This window comes from Aequoribacter sp. (assembly GCF_965659035.1).
Classification (GTDB): Bacteria; Pseudomonadota; Gammaproteobacteria; order Pseudomonadales; family Halieaceae; genus Aequoribacter.
The window spans coordinates 36,089-51,446 of sequence record NZ_CBFHWH010000010.1; the positions used below are offsets into that span (position 1 = coordinate 36,089).

Annotated in this window: 17 protein-coding genes; 8 read left to right on the forward strand and 9 right to left on the reverse strand. The window is 53.4% G+C overall.

What is annotated here, in order from left to right:
* Window positions 1–45: 45 nt before the first annotated feature.
* Window positions 46–285 carry an accessory factor UbiK family protein gene (locus ACTF5Z_RS03225; RefSeq protein WP_009575715.1) on the reverse strand — a complete coding sequence of 80 codons (240 nt, stop codon included), beginning with the start codon at window positions 283–285 and terminating at the stop codon, window positions 46–48.
* Window positions 286–603: 318 nt separating this feature from the next.
* On the opposite strand from ACTF5Z_RS03225, the gene ACTF5Z_RS03230 reads away from it, so the two are divergent.
* The 4 genes from ACTF5Z_RS03230 to ACTF5Z_RS03245 all read left to right on the forward strand — a co-directional run bounded on the left by ACTF5Z_RS03230 (window position 604) and on the right by ACTF5Z_RS03245 (window position 3,429).
* Window positions 604–1,287, forward strand: a complete 684-nt coding sequence (locus tag ACTF5Z_RS03230) for a TorF family putative porin (RefSeq protein WP_009575714.1) — start codon at window positions 604–606, stop codon at window positions 1,285–1,287.
* Window positions 1,288–1,341: 54 nt separating this feature from the next.
* Complete coding sequence (gene glnK, locus ACTF5Z_RS03235; RefSeq protein WP_009575713.1) at window positions 1,342–1,680, forward strand: P-II family nitrogen regulator; 339 nt, start codon at window positions 1,342–1,344, stop codon at window positions 1,678–1,680.
* A gap of 30 nt (window positions 1,681–1,710) precedes the next feature.
* Window positions 1,711–2,946 (forward strand): ammonium transporter, encoded by a 1,236-nt coding sequence (locus tag ACTF5Z_RS03240; RefSeq protein WP_438984476.1) that lies wholly within the window; start codon window positions 1,711–1,713, stop codon window positions 2,944–2,946.
* A 144-nt stretch (window positions 2,947–3,090) separates the two neighbouring features.
* The gene (locus tag ACTF5Z_RS03245; RefSeq protein WP_160195684.1) at window positions 3,091–3,429 is read left to right on the forward strand and encodes a P-II family nitrogen regulator; all 339 of its coding nucleotides are present in this window, start codon (window positions 3,091–3,093) and stop codon (window positions 3,427–3,429) included.
* Between the two features lie 196 nt (window positions 3,430–3,625).
* On the opposite strand, the gene ACTF5Z_RS03250 is transcribed toward ACTF5Z_RS03245, so the two are convergent.
* Genes ACTF5Z_RS03250 through argH form a run of 7 tightly spaced genes read right to left on the reverse strand, consistent with a single transcriptional unit; the run spans window position 3,626 to window position 9,526 of the window.
* Window positions 3,626–4,333 carry an HAD family hydrolase gene (locus tag ACTF5Z_RS03250; RefSeq protein ID WP_438984477.1) on the reverse strand — a complete coding sequence of 236 codons (708 nt, stop codon included), beginning with the start codon at window positions 4,331–4,333 and terminating at the stop codon, window positions 3,626–3,628.
* Window positions 4,330–5,250: a tyrosine recombinase XerC gene (gene xerC / locus ACTF5Z_RS03255; protein ID WP_438984478.1), complete on the reverse strand. Its 921-nt coding sequence runs from the start codon at window positions 5,248–5,250 to the stop codon at window positions 4,330–4,332. Before xerC ends, ACTF5Z_RS03250 begins: the two co-directional genes overlap by 4 nt.
* A 7-nt stretch (window positions 5,251–5,257) precedes the next feature.
* Entirely contained in the window at window positions 5,258–5,908 is a 651-nt protein-coding gene (locus tag ACTF5Z_RS03260) for a DUF484 family protein (protein WP_438984479.1), read from the reverse strand.
* 12 nt (window positions 5,909–5,920) lie between these two features.
* Window positions 5,921–6,754 carry a diaminopimelate epimerase gene (gene dapF / locus ACTF5Z_RS03265; RefSeq protein WP_009575880.1) on the reverse strand — a complete coding sequence of 278 codons (834 nt, stop codon included), beginning with the start codon at window positions 6,752–6,754 and terminating at the stop codon, window positions 5,921–5,923.
* Between the two features lie 8 nt (window positions 6,755–6,762).
* Window positions 6,763–8,016: a diaminopimelate decarboxylase gene (gene lysA, locus ACTF5Z_RS03270; RefSeq protein WP_438984480.1), complete on the reverse strand. Its 1,254-nt coding sequence runs from the start codon at window positions 8,014–8,016 to the stop codon at window positions 6,763–6,765.
* Complete coding sequence (lptM, locus tag ACTF5Z_RS03275; protein WP_009577218.1) at window positions 8,013–8,126, reverse strand: LPS translocon maturation chaperone LptM; 114 nt, start codon at window positions 8,124–8,126, stop codon at window positions 8,013–8,015. Before lptM ends, lysA begins: the two co-directional genes overlap by 4 nt.
* Window positions 8,123–9,526, reverse strand: a complete 1,404-nt coding sequence (argH, locus tag ACTF5Z_RS03280; protein ID WP_009577217.1) for an argininosuccinate lyase — start codon at window positions 9,524–9,526, stop codon at window positions 8,123–8,125. Before argH ends, lptM begins: the two co-directional genes overlap by 4 nt.
* A gap of 542 nt (window positions 9,527–10,068) precedes the next feature.
* On the opposite strand from argH, the gene hemC reads away from it, so the two are divergent.
* The 4 genes from hemC to ACTF5Z_RS03300 are packed head-to-tail and all read left to right on the forward strand — an operon-like array spanning window position 10,069 to window position 14,221.
* Window positions 10,069–10,992 carry a hydroxymethylbilane synthase gene (gene hemC, locus ACTF5Z_RS03285; protein ID WP_423850295.1) on the forward strand — a complete coding sequence of 308 codons (924 nt, stop codon included), beginning with the start codon at window positions 10,069–10,071 and terminating at the stop codon, window positions 10,990–10,992.
* A gap of 43 nt (window positions 10,993–11,035) precedes the next feature.
* Entirely contained in the window at window positions 11,036–11,719 is a 684-nt protein-coding gene (locus ACTF5Z_RS03290; RefSeq protein ID WP_423850296.1) for a uroporphyrinogen-III synthase, read from the forward strand.
* The gene (locus ACTF5Z_RS03295) at window positions 11,712–13,058 is read left to right on the forward strand and encodes a uroporphyrinogen-III C-methyltransferase (protein WP_438984481.1); all 1,347 of its coding nucleotides are present in this window, start codon (window positions 11,712–11,714) and stop codon (window positions 13,056–13,058) included. The genes ACTF5Z_RS03290 and ACTF5Z_RS03295 overlap by 8 nt, the downstream gene beginning before the upstream one ends.
* On the forward strand, window positions 13,055–14,221 hold the full coding sequence (locus ACTF5Z_RS03300; protein WP_438984482.1) for a heme biosynthesis HemY N-terminal domain-containing protein: 1,167 nt from the start codon (window positions 13,055–13,057) through the stop codon (window positions 14,219–14,221). Before ACTF5Z_RS03295 ends, ACTF5Z_RS03300 begins: the two co-directional genes overlap by 4 nt.
* Before the next feature lie 30 nt (window positions 14,222–14,251).
* On the opposite strand, the gene ACTF5Z_RS03305 is transcribed toward ACTF5Z_RS03300, so the two are convergent.
* Window positions 14,252–15,358, reverse strand: a 1,107-nt coding sequence (locus ACTF5Z_RS03305) for a UbiD family decarboxylase (protein WP_438984483.1), incomplete at its 5' end; no start/stop codon positions are given.

The following is a 15,358-nucleotide window of genomic DNA, read 5'->3' on the forward strand; positions in this document are numbered from 1 at the left end:
AGCAAATGTTGATGTCGGCGCGCAAACTAGCGCGGAGCTACTGGGTTAACCGTTTTCTTCGAGTAGCTTGATTTGCGCTTCAAGCTCCGCAATGCGTTGTTGTGCGCGCGCTAGCAGCGCGCACTGTGCATCGAATTCCTCGCGCGTTACCACGTCTAATTTTGCCAGCATGGTTTGCATGAGGGCCTTGGAATTCTTATCTAGCTCTTGTTTTAGCCCGCTATCTTCAGCGAGCCCTTTAAATTGGCTAAGTAGATCGCCAATTGGGGGCGGTTTGAGCGCCATGAGCGTGTCTCCTAATGTGTTATGCACAGTGTAGAGCTTTGTGTTTCGAACAAAAAGTGCTGTGTACGTCAAAAGTCATCAATGTGAACCGATTTGGTGCACCACCTTGGTGCTCAGCGCTTTTTTGGGGCGGATGATGCCTCACGGGAATTCATATTTGGCTTTAGATTTCTCGTGAATTTTAGCTTAAACCACTGATGTATATGAAAAAAAATGCTTCTTGGCACGCGGGGTGCAAAAGATATCGTGCAACAGATGCACCAGACCTAGTGTCGCTGGTCGAAGTGCACACATTACATACTCTGAAGGAGACAACACATGTTCAACAAAACAAAACTTTCCGCTTTGGTCGCTGCTTTGGCATTAACGGGTGCCGCACAAGCATCCGCAGAAATTAGTGGCAACGTATCGCTGGTATCCGACTACTCGTTCCGCGGCATTTCGCAGACGGGCGAAAAAGGCGCTATTCAGGGTGGGTTCGACTACGCCGCTGAATCGGGCTTTTACGCAGGCACTTGGATGTCAAACGTTGAGTTTGGCACCGAGTCGAGCACCGAAATGGACCTTTACTTTGGCTATGGCGGTAGCATGGGCGATCTTGGCTACGACGTTAGCTACATTTACTTCGACTACGAAGGTGACGCTGAGTTCGATTATCAAGAATACGCGCTCGCCCTCAGCTACGGCGATTTTAGCTTTGGCGTGAACTACTCGTCGGAATACCTCGGCGATGGTGGCCCTGACTTCGTGTACCCCTACGTTGGCTATTCGATGGCATTAACCGAAGGTTTGTCACTTGATTTGCACTACGGTTACAGCGATATCGACGCCGCGGATTTCTGGGGCCCAGGTGAAGACTCATACTCTGACTACAGTGCCACGCTGGGCTTTAGCGCCGGCGGTGTTGACTTCGGATTAGCGTTTGTGGGCACTGACTTAGACGATGACGTCGTCGCAGGCTCTGATGATCGTTTGATCTTGTCAATCTCAAAAAGTCTGTAATCGCATTTCGAGATCGCAGCCCGCGCAGGGCTGCGTACGCAACAGGAGAGCAATATGAAACTCATAACAGCAATTGTTAAGCCATTTAAGCTTGATGACGTGCGTGAAGCACTGTCTGAGATCGGAGTACAGGGTATTACTGTGACCGAAGTCAAAGGCTTTGGGCGGCAGAAAGGGCACACCGAGTTGTACCGAGGTGCGGAGTACGTGGTCGACTTTTTACCTAAGGTAAAAATTGAGATTGCGGTAGCGGAGGCATTGGCTGATCAGACCATTGAGGCGATCACCAAAGCGGCTAATACCGGCAAAATTGGCGACGGCAAGGTATTCGTTTCATCGCTAGAGCAGGTGATTCGAATTCGAACTGGCGAAACCGGGGAAGAGGCTATCTAGTCATCCTGTAAATTACGAGAGAGCATTGTTATGGAAAACGAAATATTTCAATTACAGTACGCGCTCGATACCTTTTATTTTCTGGTATGCGGCGCCTTAGTCATGTGGATGGCAGCGGGCTTCTCTATGCTCGAGGCGGGCTTAGTACGAGCCAAGAACACCACTGAAATCTTAACCAAAAACGTCGCGTTGTACGCGATTGCCTGCACCATGTACATGATTTGCGGCTACGCCATCATGTACGGCGGCGATATTTTCTTATCGACGATTACTGGTGACGGTGTCACAGGGGCAGAGGAAGCGGCTACTTACGCACCTTCGGCTGACTTCTTCTTTCAGGTTGTCTTCGTAGCCACGGCTATGTCGATTGTATCTGGCGCGGTAGCAGAGCGTATGAAACTCTGGGCGTTTTTGGCCTTTGCCGTTGTTATGACGGGCTTTATCTACCCAATGGAAGGTTCCTGGACTTGGGGTGGCAATTCCGTATTCGGCATGTACAACCTAGGTGACTTAGGATTCGTTGACTTCGCGGGATCAGGCATCGTGCACATGGCGGGTGCAGCTGCGGCTTTAGCTGGTGTGATGTTGGTTGGTGCGCGTAAAGGTAAATACGGCGCGGATGGCTCAATTCACCCAATTCCGGGCGCAAACTTGCCCCTAGCGACGCTCGGTACCTTCATCCTATGGATGGGCTGGTTTGGCTTTAACGGTGGCTCGGTGTTGGCAACGGCTTCTGTCGAAAGTGCTAACGCGGTAGCGGTTGTATTCATGAACACCAACGCTGCGGCAGCAGGTGGCTTAATTGCGGCGTTGATAACAGCGCGCTTCATGTTCGGCAAAGCCGACCTCACCATGGCGTTGAACGGTGCTTTGGCCGGCTTGGTAGCAATCACTGCGGGTCCTGACACTCCGACCGCCTTGCAAGCAACTATCTTTGGTGCGATCGGTGGTGTCTTGGTTGTGTTCTCGATCATCACCCTAGACAAGCTGAAAATCGACGATCCCGTCGGTGCGATCTCAGTCCACGGTGTCGTTGGTTTGTTGGGTCTGCTGTTAGTCCCAGTCACAAACAGCGATGTCAGCTTCATGGGTCAAATCATCGGTGCACTTACCATTTTTGTATGGGTGTTCGTGACCAGCTTCATCGTGTTCTCGATTGTTAAAGCGGTTATCGGTCTGCGTGTCTCTGAAGAAGAAGAGTACGAAGGTGTCGATATCTCAGAATGCGGTATGGAAGCTTACCCAGAGTTCGGTGGATCGAACTAAAGTCTTGCGGGCACACCTATGTGTGCATCTTCGGGGGCCGATGGCCCCCTTTTTTTTGACAAGATTTTATAGGGCCCATGTCTCATTGGTTTGATGAAATTTGTGTTAGGCTATGCCTATCTAAGACCCACAAGGATATACCGCATGAAATTGGTCACCGCGATTATTAAGCCGTTTAAAATGGACGACGTGCGCTTGGCTCTTTCGGAAATCGGCGTTCAGGGAATAACGGTCACGGAGGTCAAAGGCTTTGGCCGTCAGCGAGGGCACACCGAACTGTATCGCGGCGCTGAGTACGTCGTGGACTTTCTGCCCAAGCTGAAACTCGAAATTGCCGTTGCCGAATCGCAAGTTGATGCAACCATCGATGCAATCCTTAAATCTGCCAGTACTGGCAAAATTGGCGATGGCAAAATCTTTGTTTCACCGCTTGAGCAAGTGATCCGTATCCGCACCGGCGAAACTGGCGAAGAAGCGGTTTAAGTATTTGTTTCAGGGTGGGTTAACGATCCGCCTTCACGTCTCAGCCAATTTCTTGCGGATCGCTTCAAGGCCATCCGTGGCACGCGGCGCACGCGACGTCCTGTCGCGTGATGTTCCGCGCGAAACAGGCAGCAGCCGCTCAGCTCGATCATGCGTCCTTCAAAAATTTGGTGGCGCGCACTATCGCGGGCGTCGTTCAAAATTCCCCGAGCGAAGCGACTAAGTTGGGTAATTCATCCAGCGACTGAATGGTCAAAGGCGGCTGGGAATCGTGTGGCCAGCCGACATTGCTCGCGTTGAGCCATATCGCATGAAAACCTGCATTGCGAGCACCGAGTACGTCATGCTCCCAATGGTCGCCGATATGGGCTGCTTGATGAGCGCGGAAGCCCGAGCGTTTTAGCGCCTCTTCAAACGCAATGGGTGCCGGTTTAGAGGCTCCGACTTCTTCGGCCAGAATGGCAAAATCAAAGTATTCTGCAGCGTCGGTTTTGTAAACGTCAGCATTGCCGTTGGTTATGGCGCCCAAAGTATAGTGCGGATGCAGCAACTCGAGGACTCGCAGGGCGTTTTCGTAGAGCTCGACCTTGTGTCGAAAATGCAAAAACACCTCGAACGCCTCTTTTGCGCCTATTCGCGCGTCTTCGGGCGTGTAGCCTGCGGCAATTTGAAGTTCATACAGGCTTTGTTCCCGCATTTTACTGATGTGATGCGCAAGTTCTGGGTGACGCTTCCAGACCGATTTTTTAAATTCGAATAGGCTCTCATGCGTGTGGTGTTCGACGGTGCCCGGACGATGTTGTTTGAGCCAATCGTTCTGCTCTTGTTCGGCGCGAATAAGGGCCGGTTTCACTGCCCACAAGGTGTCGTCAAGATCGAAGGTAATTAACTGAATTTGGCTCATGCTTTCCCTTTTTGGCGTTTGGCCCGGGGGTGGGCGGCGTCATAGGTTTTGGCCAGATGCTGAAAATCTAAGTGCGTATAAATTTGCGTGGTACTGATATTGCTATGGCCCAATAGTTCTTGCACTGCGCGCAAGTCGCCACTGGATTCGAGTAGGTGGCTTGCAAAAGAGTGGCGCATCATGTGTGGGTGCACGTGCACCGGAATACCATTGTGCTTGGCCAATCGGTCTAGGCGTGTCTGAATCGATCGAGTCGATAGCGCCTTACCTTGGCGGGTTGTGAATACGGGCGTGCTGGCCTGCAAGTCGCCCGCTAACGGGTGTTGTCGCATCCACTTTTTCAGAGCATCTAAAGCGACGCCGCCAATGGGTATTTGGCGGGTTTTGTTGCCTTTACCGGTGACCGTCACGAGGCGCTGTTGAATATCGATTTGTGCAAGCGTTAGTGATTGCAGTTCCGATAATCGCAAACCACAGGAGTACAAAAGCTCTGCCATGGCAAGATCGCGAGTATCAAGATCAGATTCTGAGGGTGCAACGAGGCACTGATTAATTTGGTCTGCATCCATGGCCTTGGGGAGTTTGCGGGCTTGCTTGGGTGCCCTGACGCCTGCGGCTGGATTGTGACTTAAACCAAAGCGTTTGGCGCAAAATTGGAACCACGAACGAACCGACGATAAATGTCGAGCGATACTGGCGGGCGCTAAGCCCTTGCGTCTTAGGCTGTTTGCCCAAGATCGTACGTGGTATTCCTTAAGCGAATGAATGTTGTCTGCGTCGCTCGGCTCGAGTTGAGCAACAAAGCTGTCGATATCACGTTGGTAGTGTTTTAAGGTGTGCGCAGAGAGTTGCTTGACATCGCGCGCGTAGGTAATGAATTGCGCTGCAGCTTCGGAGGTCTTGAGCGCTGCATACATGATGCGCTTAGCCGCTTAATCGAGTGGCTAAGCTATTGATAACGCTCGCTACGTGTTCAATAAACAACGTACCCGTGTCGGAGCCGAAATCGTTAGCACTTTTGCTGCCAAGGGCAACCAAGCCTTCCGGAGTTTTGTCACCCAGTGTCACAATACAAGCCGAACCCGCGATGGCAGCTGGGCCAAACAAAAAGCGCATCTCTGCTTCACGCAGCGCGCCAGCGAAGGGTTTGCCAATATTGATCAGACTGCCAAGCGTGGCTTTGGCGGCATCGAGTGCATCACTTGAATCAAACCACCTGAGTCCCGCATAGGCATTGCCGAAACCGTCTTTGATGTGGCGTTCAAAGCTTTGCTTTATGGCATCTTTGGAGTCGGCTTTGATCAAATCCTGCACCAGTGCGCTGGTTAAATGGAAGCGTTTATCGTTGTCCTCTGCAATGCGTGTGAGATCGCTCAATTGATGGCGAAGCTCTACATTGCGGTCACGCAGGGCTGCTTGTTGGCGTTCAACTAGCGACACGGCGCCATGCCCGCCGTGAGGCAAGCTTAGCTGGGTTAATAATTCCGCTTTGTCTTTAAAAAACTCGGGGTGTTCTAATAAGTAGGCTTCAATAGCACTGTCGTTCAGTGTGCTTGGATCTTTGCTTTCGTTCACAACATCGTCCGTTTATTCTGATAGTTCGCCATCGTATACAAAGGTGGCTGGCCCCGTCATTATGACCTGCTCGCCCATGCCCTGCCAATCTATTTGCAAAGTGCCGCCGGGTAGGTGCACAGATACGGGACTGACAAGACCTTGCGTTAACATGCCGTGAATGGCTGCGGCGCAAGCGCCAGTGCCACAGGCTTCGGTTTCGCCGACACCACGCTCAAACACCCTGAGGTTTATTTCATGTTCGTCGACCCGTTCGGCAAAGCCAACGTTCACGCGGTTTGGAAATCTAGGGTGGGACTCGAGTATGGGGCCTAACTCCTCAACCGGGGCGGCCGCTGTTGAGCTCACCCAAACGACTGCATGGGGGTTGCCGATCGCTAAAGCGCCCACTTTAATTTGCGATGCTTGGTCGGGGTATAAAGGTAGGTTGTAGTTGAGCGCTGCATCGTCGGCGACGAAGGGAATTTCGCTGGGCTTAAATGTTGGAATACCCATGGCGACCTTGACCTGCTGATCATCCAGTACGCTGAGGGTCAGTAAACCTCTAGCCGTTTCGCAAACAAAGTCAGATTGGCCGCTGCTGCGCTGAGCGAAGCGTGCCACGCACCGAGCCCCATTGCCGCAATGTTCGACTTCGGAGCCATCGGCGTTAAATATACGGTATTTAAAATCTACGCCTGTTTGTGTGGCGGGTTCTAAGACAAGTAGCTGATCAAAACCGACGCCGCGATGGCGATCGCTCCACGCTAAAATGCGTTCTGATGTTAGCTCCACATCTTGAGCGCGCAGGTCTAAGACGAAAAAGTCATTACCCAGGCCGTGCATTTTGGTGAAGCGAATGGTCATGGCAGCTCCTACAGTAGGTGCTCGTGTTTAAACAAGTCTGCAACGGTCTCGCGTTCGCGCACAAGGTGCATTTGGTCGCCATCGATCATGATTTCGGCGGCGCGAGGGCGTGTGTTGTAGTTCGACGCCATGACGAAGCCATACGCGCCGGCACCGAGTACCGCTAGTCGGTCGCCAGCGGATAACGCCAGTCGCCGGTCCTTGCCTAAAAAGTCGCCGGTTTCGCACACAGGGCCCACAATGTTCCACGCTTTTTCAGTCACGTCCGAGTTGACTTCAAGGGGCTTGATGTCCATCCACGCCTGATACAGTGCTGGGCGAAGCAGGTCATTCATGGCCGCATCAACCAGGGCAAAATTGTGTTTTTCGGTCGTCTTTAAGAAATCCACTTGCGTGATTAAGGTCCCGGCGTTAGCCACGATCGAACGACCCGGTTCGAGCATTAAGCCCAGACCGCGCGCCGCCAGTGGGCCTTTTAGGGCACGCACGTAGTCGGTAATATCAGGTGGCGTTTCGTCTTTATAGCGCACGCCTAAACCACCGCCGGCGTCGACGTGCTCTAGCACGATGCCGGCTTCGCGAAGGCGATCAACCAAATCTAATACGCGATCAAGCGCGTCTTTAAAGGGCGCAAGTTCGGTCAGCTGCGAGCCTATGTGGCAGTCGATGCCAATGACGCGTAAGCCCTCGGTGGCATGAGCAAAGGCATAGGCTTGGTACGCGTGCTCCATGCTTATGCCGAATTTATTCTCTGCAAGGCCCGTTGAGATGTAAGGGTGTGTTTTCGCGTCGACGTCGGGGTTGACCCGCAATGATACTGGCGCCTCTTTGCCAAGTTCCTGCGCCACTTCAGCCAACAGCTCGAGTTCAGCTACCGATTCGACGTTAAAGCAGTGAATACCCGCTTCTAGGGCCGCGACCATTTCTTCGCGTTTTTTTGCTACACCGGAAAACACGACTTTGTCAGCGCGTCCGCCGGCAGCTAAAACGCGCGCGAGCTCGCCGGCGCTTACAATATCAAAGCCCGCGCCAAGCTCTGCCAGCAATTGCAGCACGGCTAAGTTGCTGTTGGCTTTAACCGCGTAGCAAATCATGCCGGGGTGATCGCCCAGGGCATTTAAATAGGCGCTCATCGCTTCGGTAATGGCCGCCTTACTGTACACATAGCTCGGAGTCCCGAACTGATCGGCAACTTGGCTAAGCGCCACACTCTCGCAGTTCAGCGATGAGCTTGCATACGAAAAAAATGGAGGAAGTGTCACTGCGATTCCTTAGTCGTCTGTTCGCTGTTGTCAGCCGGTACGAGGGGCCCCATTTGGCCGCAGCCGTTTAGCAAGCCCGCGCAGGCAATGATTAGCAGGAGCTTTTTCATAGCGCACGCTCCGCTACTTTCGCCAAAGCGCGCTGGCACGCAGCGGTGACTTGGTTGGGTGCTGTGCCGCCAATGTGATCGCGTGCTTTCAATGAGCCTTCCAGTGTCAGCGCATCGAAAACATCAGCTTCAATAAGGCTATGAAAACCTTGCAGCTCTTCTAGGCTTAAATCACTTAAATCAATTTTACGCTCGACGCACAGACCCACGGCAGAGCCCACAACTTCGTGTGCGTCTCTAAACGGTAAGCCCTTGCGTACGAGGTAATCGGCCAAGTCGGTCGCTGTAGCAAAACCTTTCAGAGTTGCGGCACGCATGGCTTCGGCGTTGGGTTGAATATTGGGTACCATATCGGCAAACGCACGCAAGGAGTCACGAACCGTGTCAATGGCGTCAAACAGTGGTTCTTTGTCTTCTTGGTTATCTTTGTTATAGGCCAGAGGCTGACTTTTCATGAGCGTCAGCATAGACATTAAATGGCCATTCGTGCGGCCAGTTTTACCGCGCACCAGCTCGGGCACGTCGGGGTTTTTCTTTTGCGGCATGATCGATGAGCCTGTGCAAAAACGATCGGGTAAGCGCACAAAATCAAACTGTGCCGAGGTCCAAAGCACCAGCTCTTCGGACATGCGCGATAGGTGCGTCATGGTCAGTGCCGCAAAAGCACAAAACTCTACCGCGAAGTCACGGTCAGAGACCGAATCCAATGAGTTTTCGGTAGGAGCACGAAATCCCAATGCACTGGCCGTTTGGTGGCGATCGATCGGATAGCTCGTTCCCGCAAGCGCAGCGGCGCCTAGAGGGCACATGTTCATGCGTTCGCGACAGTCGATTAAGCGCGAGTAGTCACGCTCGAGCATTTCGTTCCAGGCCAATAAGTGGTGACCAAACGATACCGGTTGCGCGGTTTGCAGGTGCGTAAAGCCGGGCATAATGGTCAGTGTGTGTTGCGCGGCTAGGCCGATAATGCCATTTTGTAGCCGCGTAATTTCGGCGGCAATCACATCAATACTTTTGCGCAAGTGCAATCGGATATCGGTCGCGACCTGATCGTTGCGTGAGCGCCCGGTATGGAGTTTTTTGCCCGCCATGCCGATCAATTGCGTTAAACGACTTTCGATGTTCATGTGTACATCTTCAAGCTCAATTGACCAGGGGAATTCACCCGCGGCAATCTCACCTTTAATTTGCGCTAGACCCGTTTGAATTTGGCCCAGTTCGTCGTCAGTCAACACCCCCACGGCATTTAGCATGGCGGCGTGTGCAAGTGAGCCCTCGATGTCCTCCTCAGCCATGCGCTGGTCGAAGGTCACGGAGGCGGTAAAGCGCTGCACGAAGGCGTCGGTTCCCTCGCTGAAACGACCGCCCCATAAAGTACTGGTATTTTTGGTTTCCGCCATGTTGATCTCCGGCGTTATCGGCATAAATAAAGGCGCGCAGTATACCAGTTTATTGGCCCTGCGCGTTATCGCGTTGGCTAACAATGGTTAAACGATCCGCCTTCACGTCTCAGCCAATTTCTTGCGGATCGCTTCAAGGCCATCCGTGGCACGCTACGCACGCGACGTCCTGTCGCGTGACGTTCCGCGCGAAACAGGCTGCAGCCGCTCGGCTCAGTATCGTATCCTTCCTAACATGTGTGGCTTCGGATCCTTAAGCCTAGAGTTGTAAAATCTTGAGATGGAGCCAGCGCACGGACTCGTGATTTGTTTTGCGAACACTCAGTGCGCTGCTTTGACCGAGCGCGGTTGGCGAGGTTGTCGGCGAAAATGTTTGAGCACGAGGCGATAGGCGAGTGCGCGAGCAGAATAAATGACGAGGCAGGCGCGGATTTATATTTTTCTTCAGGCCAGCGTTTAACGATCCGCCTTCACGTTTCCACCAACAATGTTTTGGCATGGCGGGCTAACTGGTATCATGCGTTTTTACCAAAGAGGTTCCCATGGCAAAAATTGTGATCGCAACTCGAGAATCGCCCCTAGCCCTGTGGCAGGCGCATTACGTAAAAGATGCTCTAGAGATGGCGCATCCTGGGCTTGCGGTTGAGCTGTTGGGTATGACTTCGCGCGGGGATCAGCTGCTGGATTCGCCGCTCGCAAAAATTGGCGGCAAGGGCTTGTTTGTCAAAGAGCTTGAAACAGCACTGCTAGAGGGTCGTGCCGATATCGCTGTGCACTCTATGAAAGACGTGCCCATGAGCTTTCCTGAGGGGCTGTGTTTAGGACCAATTTGCGAGCGCGAAGCGCCAAATGATGCCTTTGTGAGCAATACTTACGAGTCGATTGATGCCTTGCCCCAAGGTGCCATTGTGGGCACCTCGAGCCTGCGACGCGAATGTCAGCTGAGGTCGTATCGACCTGATCTTGTGGTGAACTTTTTACGTGGCAATGTGAATACGCGTCTGGCGAAGTTAGACAATGGCCAGTACGACGCGATTATTTTAGCGGCAGCGGGTCTGATTCGATTGGGATTTGAAGATCGAATTCGTTCCCGATTAACGCCCGAGCAATCTTTGCCGGCCGGAGGTCAGGGTGCGGTTGGTATCGAGTTGCGCAGTGATGACGAACTGACGCGTGACTTGATTCAGGTATTGCACCACCCCAAAACGGCAGCTGAGGTCACCGCTGAGCGCGCCTTAAATCAAACTCTGAACGGCGGGTGTCAAGTGCCTATTGCGGCTTTTTGTGTGACCGAGGGCGATACCCTGTGGTTGCGGGGTTTGGTGGGCGCTGTTGATGGTTCATCGATTTTGCGGGCCGAGGCTCGTGGCAAGGTTGAAGACGCCGAAGTCTTAGGACAACAGGTGGCGAATGAGCTGTTAAGCCAGGGTGCCGAGGCAATATTGGCCGAGGTATATGGCGCCTAAGCCGACAGTCATTGTTACCCGGCCCGCCGCCCAGGCGAGGCACTTGCTGGAACTGCTGGCGGCAGAGGGCTTTGCCGGCGTCTCGGTGCCCATGCTGCGCATTGAATTCTTAGAAAGTATCGCTCCGCCTGATTTCAGTGAGTTAGATACCTTAATTTTTATTAGCACGAATGCGGTGGCCGCGTTTGCCCAATGTGTGAAAGCCCAAGCGGTGCCAAAGGGTGTCAAGATTTTTGGTATTGGGCAGCAGACCGTCAGTGCACTTAACGATATCGGCTTGTTGGCGGAGGGTGCCAATGCCTTGACTACCGAGGGTTTACTGCAACACGCTTGGTTTTCGGCGCCTCGGTCGGTGCTGATTGTCAAAGGCGAGGGGGGTCGGCAGACACTCAGGGATACTCTAGTGCAGCGTGGCAGTCGCGTGAGATTGTGGGAAGGGTACCGTCGATTAGGTCCAGAGGCTTGCCATAAAGCCCAGATGTGTGATCTGCTTGCAGACAGTCCGATTGCAGTACTAACGCAAAGCGGCGAGACCTTAGCGAACGTGTTGGATACAGTAAATGGGAATAGTGCCCTGTTACAAGGCGTGCCTGTTATCGTGCCCTCGCAGCGAGTGGCCGATACCTACAGCACGGCCGGTTTACGTTTGGTCGTGGCCCGCAGTGCCCTAGATAAGGATATGGTGGCAGCGCTTACGCTTGCCGCGAAAGGAGCTCGACGTGAGTGATCCCGATAAGCCCAAAGACGAAAGTGCCCCGGTTATTGCCGTCAGCGCCGATGGCAAGGCGAGTTTGCCTGAAGTCTCGGTGAGTGATGACCTCGAGCACAATGGCAGTGACACAGACGCCGCCGTAAACCCTGCTGAGTCGGCGTCCGGTGATGAGGCAGGCCAGCCTAACAATTTGCAACCTGCTGATGTAACACCAGAGGCAACTCAGGCGTCGAGCGAATCAGACCCATCAGCCGAAGGTGGTCGCATAGCGGGGGCATCCAAAGCAACCGCAAAACCTAAAGCAAAAGCCTCTTGGTCGGGGCGTTTGGCCCTGCTGTTGGTGATTATCTTGTGCGCTGGCTTAGGTTTTGGTTTTTGGCGCTATGCACCGATAATCATGGAGCGCGAAGCGAGCCTGCAGAATCAGGTAAACGCATTGCAAGACCAGTTTAGTCGCTTGCCCGATCCCGCGGCAGAGCGGGATCTTTGGCAAAACGCCTTTGCGCGAACCGAGCAAAAGGTCAATCAAACTCAGAGTTTAGTCGAACAGCAACGTAAGGCGTTGGCGCAAGAGGTCGAGGCAATGCGCGAGGCATACACTGCCCAACGCGAGGTACTGCGTCAGTTCGATGCTGCCGATCAGCGCATTTGGCGTTTGGCAGAGGCGCGTTATTTGCTGCGTTTGGCGAATCAGCGATTGACCTTAGGTGGCGATATCACTGTGGCGCTGGGTTTGCTCAATGCCGTCGACGACAGTTTAAAAGCCTTAGATGATCCAAGACTTGGCTTAGTGCGCATGGCCTTGGCTCAGGATCGCGAGGCACTGATGTTGGTCGCACCGGTAGACATCGAGGGCGTATATTTTCAGATTGCGGCTATTTCCGAACGTTTAGCCGAGGCGGTCTTGATGCCGACAATCGGCCGCCAAGGTGCCCAAACCTCCGGTCCTGAGGCGTCTAACGACTCTGCACTCGGGGCGTGGCAATCCTTTAGAGCTAAGTTAGATGCTTATTTCAGCGTACAGAGGGTGGAGCAAGACCAGACTTGGATGAGTCCTGCGCAGTCAGCTATGGTGCGTCAGAGCATTCGTTTATTGCTGGCGCAGGCGCAAGTCGCTTTGTTGGCAAGAGATCAGGCTTTATATTTAGGTGCCCTAAAGCAAGTTGAGCAATGGCTTCTGGATTACAGTATCACTGATGCAGCGAGCATGGCATATTTTCAGCAGCGTACAGCTGAGTTACAAACGGTGCGTTTGGTTGCGGATTTGCCAACGCTCGACCACTCGCTGGAAGCCTTAGCGCGTTATATGGGCCTGCCCGCCGACGCAGTGCAAGCTGACAAGGGGGCGCAATGAGTCGCCCACTGCAATACCTCTTTATCGGTTTGCTGCTGGGTTTAGCTCTGGTACTTGTTGTTCGCAGTGACCCCGGGTACGTGTTACTGACTTTTCAAGGATGGCGTATCGAGAGCACCGTCTGGGTATTTGCCTGTGTGCTCGCCGGCGGTATTTTCGCCAGTATTGTGGCCTTGCGGTTACTTCGTTCTATTGTAAGTGCCCCAGGGTCTATTGGTCGCTGGCATTTGGGGCGCAAACAGCGTCGCACCCAGGAGTCGCTCGAACAGGCATTAGAAAAAGCGGTGCTGGGCGATACCAAGGCGGTTACCGACGCGCTTCGTTCGGCCAGTAAGCGTCGACAAGATGAGTGGCTCAAGCTGGCCGCCATTCAGGCTGATATTGACCACGGTGATTTAAAGCGCGCCGGGGCTCAGCTCGATGCGTTGACTCTTTCTGATTCGGATCTGCAAAGCGCTAGCGTATGGCTGCGCGCTCAGCTGAGCTACTTGCAAGGCGAGTACACGGCTGCCAATGATTACTTGGCTAAGTTGCCCGAAGCTCAAAAGACCACGGTTGCTGTGCAACGCGTTAAACTCGCGGTAAAAACCTTACTCGCCGATCACCGTTCAGTGATGAGCGTGCTAGTGGCCTTGCCTGCGGGTGTTATGCCCAACAAAGAGCGTTTGGCACGTTTGACCATTGCGCTAAAACATCGATTGGCTGAGTGCAGAGCTGCACAAGATATGTTGGCCGCCTACCAGTTATTGGCCAAGTCAGATCAAAGCCATGATGACATTTTTTTGGTAGTCTTTACTGCCTTGTTGCGTGAGGGGCATGGGCAGCAAGCTCTTGAACTTGCGAGCGCACATTACAAAAAAGCGTGGCCAAAAACGGTGCTTGCGGAATTTGCACATGCACCCTCGGCGGCACTACCTTCAAGTCCTTCTAAAAAGCTTGCCGTGTGGCTTGGCGATGAAGCGAATTCCGCTGTTGGCTTGTTGCTGCAAGGACGATTGGCCGCCAAGCAAGCGATTTGGGGTTCGGCGAAAACGCACCTCGAAAAAAGCTATCAGGCGCAGCAATCCGCGTTTACCGCGCAGTGTTTAGCCAAGGTGTGTTTGACGATGGGCGATCGCGAGGCATCAATGTTGTGGTTTGAGCGCGCTGCGCCGCAAAGCTAGTCCGCTTGAGCGGCGTCCGTGACCACCGCCTTATTTGTCGATGCCCAGTTCGCTCCAAATTTCGTCGATTCTATTCTTTACTTCGTCCGACATTGTGATGGTCGTGCCCCATTCGCGATCGGTTTCTCCCGGCCATTTGTTGGTGGCATCAAAACCGACCTTCGATCCAAGCCCCGCCACCGGTGACGCAAAATCGAGGTAGTCGATGGGGGTGTTCTCGATAAACACGCTGTCGCGCTTGGGGTCCATTCGGGTCGTCATTGCCCAGATAATGTCTTCCCAGTTGCGCGCGTTCACGTCTTCGTCGGTTACGATAATAAATTTGGTGTACATAAACTGCCGTAAAAACGACCAAATGCCCAGCATCACGCGTTTGGCGTGTCCGGGATATTCTTTGCGCATGGTCACCACGGCCAAGCGATAGCTGCAGCCCTCGGGTGGCAAATAAAAGTCTACGATCTCGGGGAACTGTTTTTTCAAAATCGGCACAAACACTTCGTTTAAGGCGACGCCCAAAATGGCGGGCTCATCGGGTGGGCGGCCGGTGTAGGTGCTATGGTAGATCGGGTCTTCGCGGTAGGTCATGGTCTCTACCGTAAAGACGGGGAAGCGTTCGACCTCGTTGTAGTAGCCCGTGTGGTCGCCAAAGGGGCCTTCGTCCGCCTCTTCGCCGGGCGTTAAGTAACCTTCTAAAATAATCTCGGCCGAGGCGGGCACCTGCAAGCCGTGCTCTCTACAGATGGGTGACAAGCATTCGACCACCTCGGTTTTGCTGCCACGCAATAAACCCGCGAACGCGTATTCTGAGAGTGTGTCGGGTACCGGCGTGACCGCGCCAAGAGTGGTGGCCGGATCTGCACCTAAAGCCAGTGCGACGGGGTAGGGTTTGCCGGGGTATTTTTGTTGCCAATCGCGGTAATCGAGCGCGCCGCCGCGGTGGCTTAACCAGCGCAGAATAAGTTTATTTCGGCCAATCTTTTGCATTCTATAAATGCCTAAGTTTTGGCGTTCTTTGTTGGGGCCTCGCGTAATCACTAAGGGCCACGTCACCAGCGGACCCACATCTCCGGGCCAGCAGGTTTGAATAGGTAGGTCGTCTAAATTCACCTCGTCACCGTGTTTGGCGTGACGCTGACA

Bases quoted from the DNA above. Each gene is read 5' to 3' on its own strand.
- ACTF5Z_RS03225 (WP_009575715.1), bottom strand. From the start codon at position 285: ATGGCGCTCAAACCGCCCCCAATTGGCGATCTACTTAGCCAATTTAAA.
- ACTF5Z_RS03230 (WP_009575714.1), top strand. From the start codon at position 604: ATGTTCAACAAAACAAAACTTTCCGCTTTGGTCGCTGCTTTGGCATTA.
- glnK (WP_009575713.1), top strand. From the start codon at position 1,342: ATGAAACTCATAACAGCAATTGTTAAGCCATTTAAGCTTGATGACGTG.
- ACTF5Z_RS03240 (WP_438984476.1), top strand. From the start codon at position 1,711: ATGGAAAACGAAATATTTCAATTACAGTACGCGCTCGATACCTTTTAT.
- ACTF5Z_RS03245 (WP_160195684.1), top strand. From the start codon at position 3,091: ATGAAATTGGTCACCGCGATTATTAAGCCGTTTAAAATGGACGACGTG.
- ACTF5Z_RS03250 (WP_438984477.1), bottom strand. From the start codon at position 4,333: ATGAGCCAAATTCAGTTAATTACCTTCGATCTTGACGACACCTTGTGG.
- xerC (WP_438984478.1), bottom strand. From the start codon at position 5,250: ATGTATGCAGCGCTCAAGACCTCCGAAGCTGCAGCGCAATTCATTACC.
- dapF (WP_009575880.1), bottom strand. From the start codon at position 6,754: ATGACCATTCGCTTCACCAAAATGCACGGCCTGGGTAATGACTTTTTC.
- lptM (WP_009577218.1), bottom strand. From the start codon at position 8,126: ATGAAAAAGCTCCTGCTAATCATTGCCTGCGCGGGCTTGCTAAACGGC.
- argH (WP_009577217.1), bottom strand. From the start codon at position 9,526: ATGGCGGAAACCAAAAATACCAGTACTTTATGGGGCGGTCGTTTCAGC.
- hemC (WP_423850295.1), top strand. From the start codon at position 10,069: ATGGCAAAAATTGTGATCGCAACTCGAGAATCGCCCCTAGCCCTGTGG.
- ACTF5Z_RS03300 (WP_438984482.1), top strand. From the start codon at position 13,055: ATGAGTCGCCCACTGCAATACCTCTTTATCGGTTTGCTGCTGGGTTTA.